Source organism: Bartonella queenslandensis AUST/NH15 (assembly GCF_000312585.1).
Lineage (GTDB): Bacteria > Pseudomonadota > Alphaproteobacteria > Rhizobiales > Rhizobiaceae > Bartonella > Bartonella queenslandensis_A.
In genome coordinates this window covers 47,780-50,260 of the sequence record NZ_HE997997.1, presented here as the reverse complement: position 1 = coordinate 50,260, position 2,481 = coordinate 47,780, and the positions used below count along the sequence as shown (strand labels likewise).

General features: G+C 37.9%; 2 protein-coding genes and 1 tRNA gene. All 3 read left to right on the top strand.

The features are described 5' to 3' along the window. Positions 1–313: 313 nt before the first annotated feature. The gene (gene accB / locus BN338_RS03880; RefSeq protein WP_039759210.1) at positions 314–814 is read left to right on the top strand and encodes an acetyl-CoA carboxylase biotin carboxyl carrier protein; all 501 of its coding nucleotides are present in this window, start codon (positions 314–316) and stop codon (positions 812–814) included. A 14-nt stretch (positions 815–828) separates the two neighbouring features. Continuing rightward, positions 829–2,187 (top strand): acetyl-CoA carboxylase biotin carboxylase subunit, encoded by a 1,359-nt coding sequence (accC, locus tag BN338_RS03875; RefSeq protein ID WP_039759208.1) that lies wholly within the window; start codon positions 829–831, stop codon positions 2,185–2,187. Between the two features lie 201 nt (positions 2,188–2,388). Continuing rightward, positions 2,389–2,464, top strand: a tRNA-Thr gene (locus BN338_RS03865). The last annotated feature ends 17 nt before the right edge of the window (positions 2,465–2,481 follow it).

Genomic DNA, 2,481 nt, shown 5'->3' with positions numbered 1-2,481 from the left:
TATTCATCGGTGCAGCCGGACAAGATATTCTAAAACAAGCAATAGATGATACACAGTGAATAGCTATTCTATATCTGGTCCGTTTATAGGAAGAATAATGTAAACGAAGTGATTTTATACTTTCTCTTTTTTGACAACGAGCTTATAAGTGCAACTTTGCGTAAAGCAGATACGAGTTTAAAATTGCAAAGTGTAATGACTTAAAGGAAATAAATATCTTCAAAGCCTCAAAAGATATCATTCCTAATCTGAGAGATGCTCAGTCATAAATGAGATAATGACGATCTTCATTGATCAAGGAGTTAGAAATAAAATGGCAACAGAAAAAATAGATTCGGAAAAATATACCGCAATTGATACAAAAATTGTTCGCGATCTTGCTGAAATTTTGAATGATACAAATTTAACGAATATTGAAGTTGAACAAGGAGAACTTCGTATTTGTGTTTCCCGCCAAAATATCTCAACTTCTTCTGCACAAACCATTTATTCACCTGTTGCTACTCCTAACTTTTCTGTAACATCTTCTTCAGTCCCAACAAGCGAATCTCTCGTACAACCTTCCCAAGAAGATAAATCAAAAAATACAATAACCTCTCCAATGGTTGGTACAGCTTATCTTGCTCCTTCACCAGGTGCGCAGCCATTTGTAGAAGTAGGGCAAAATGTTTCTGAAGGAGAGACATTACTGATTATTGAAGCCATGAAAACGATGAATCAAATTTCATCACCGCGCTCAGGCAAAGTAACTACTGTTCTTGTCAAAGATGGCCAACCTGTTGAGTTTGGTGAACCACTTATTATTGTTGAATAAAGCGAGGGGCAACCATGATTCGAAAAATCCTCATTGCTAATCGGGGAGAAATTGCTCTTCGCGTTTTACGTGCATGTAAAGAACTTGGCATAAAAACTGTAGCTGTTCACTCTACTGCTGACGCAGATGCAATGCATGTTCGTCTTGCTGACGAAAGTGTCTGTATTGGCCCTCCCCCCGCTCGCGATTCCTATTTGAGTATTCAGCAAATTATTGCTGCTTGTGAAATTACAGGAGCTGATGCAGTTCATCCAGGTTATGGTTTTCTTTCTGAAAATGCAAAGTTTGCAGATGTTTTAGAAGCCCATGATATTACATTCATCGGTCCAACGGCTGCTCATATTCGAATTATGGGCGATAAAATTGAAGCTAAAAAAACTGCCAAAAAACTGGGTATTCCTGTCGTTCCTGGTTCAGATGGAGCTGTCACAGAAGAATCAGATGCTTTACGCACTGCTTGTGAAATTGGCTATCCCGTTATTATCAAAGCTTCTGCCGGTGGTGGTGGGCGTGGTATGAAAGTCGTTCATTCTGAACAAGAGTTTTCTATAGCTCTTAAAACAACACGTTCAGAAGCAAAAGCTGCTTTCGGTGATGATGCTGTTTATATAGAAAAATATTTAGAAAGACCCCGTCATATTGAAATTCAAATCATAGGTGATGGTGCAGGAAATGCTATTCATTTAGGAGAACGCGATTGTTCTCTTCAACGACGACATCAAAAAGTATGGGAAGAAGCTACATCACCTGCACTTAATGAAAATGAACGAAAAAAAATTGGCGATATTGTTGCAAATGCTTGTGCTCAACTTGGATACCGTGGAGCTGGTACTATTGAATTTCTTTATGAAAATGGTGAATTTTATTTCATTGAAATGAATACGCGTTTACAAGTCGAGCATCCTGTAACTGAAGCCATTACAGGTATAGATTTAGTGCATGAACAAATTCATATTGCATCAGGCTGCAAGCTTTCAGTGACACAAGATGAAGTTTGTTTCTCTGGTCACGCCATTGAATGCCGTATTAATGCAGAAGATCCTGTTACCTTTACACCATCACCGGGAATCATTACACATTTTCATACACCTGGAGGTTTAGGAATTCGTGTTGATTCAGGTGCTTATTCCGGTTATCGGATCCCTCCTTACTATGATAGCATGATTGGAAAACTGATTGTTCATGGGCGCACCCGTTTGGAATGCATGATGCGTTTACGACGTGCTTTAGATGAATTTGTCGTTGACGGGATCAAAACCACATTGCCTCTCTTTCGTGATCTCATTAATAATCAAGATGTTGCAGACGGTAACTATAATATTCACTGGCTAGAGAAATATCTTTCCCAGCAGCCAGATTCTTCGGATTTTTAATTCAAAAACGAAAGTATTAGATTATCATCAGCTTCCATAAGATACCATATAAGAATAACTTCAACGTTTCTGTAAACGTTGTTAAAAAAGAGGTAAACTGAATATTTTTTATTTGTTATATAATTTTCTTTTAATATGTACAAAAATTGATAATTTTCTGTTTTCCTTTTGTGAGTTTGTGCTAATTCCACAAGTGGTTATGCCCTTATAGCTCAGTTGGTAGAGCACCTGATTTGTAATCAGGGGGTCGGGAGTTCGAGTCTCTCTGGGGGCACCATTTTTTATTTAACTTAT

Bases quoted from the DNA above. Each gene is read 5' to 3' on its own strand.
- accB (WP_039759210.1), top strand. From the start codon at position 314: ATGGCAACAGAAAAAATAGATTCGGAAAAATATACCGCAATTGATACA.
- accC (WP_039759208.1), top strand. From the start codon at position 829: ATGATTCGAAAAATCCTCATTGCTAATCGGGGAGAAATTGCTCTTCGC.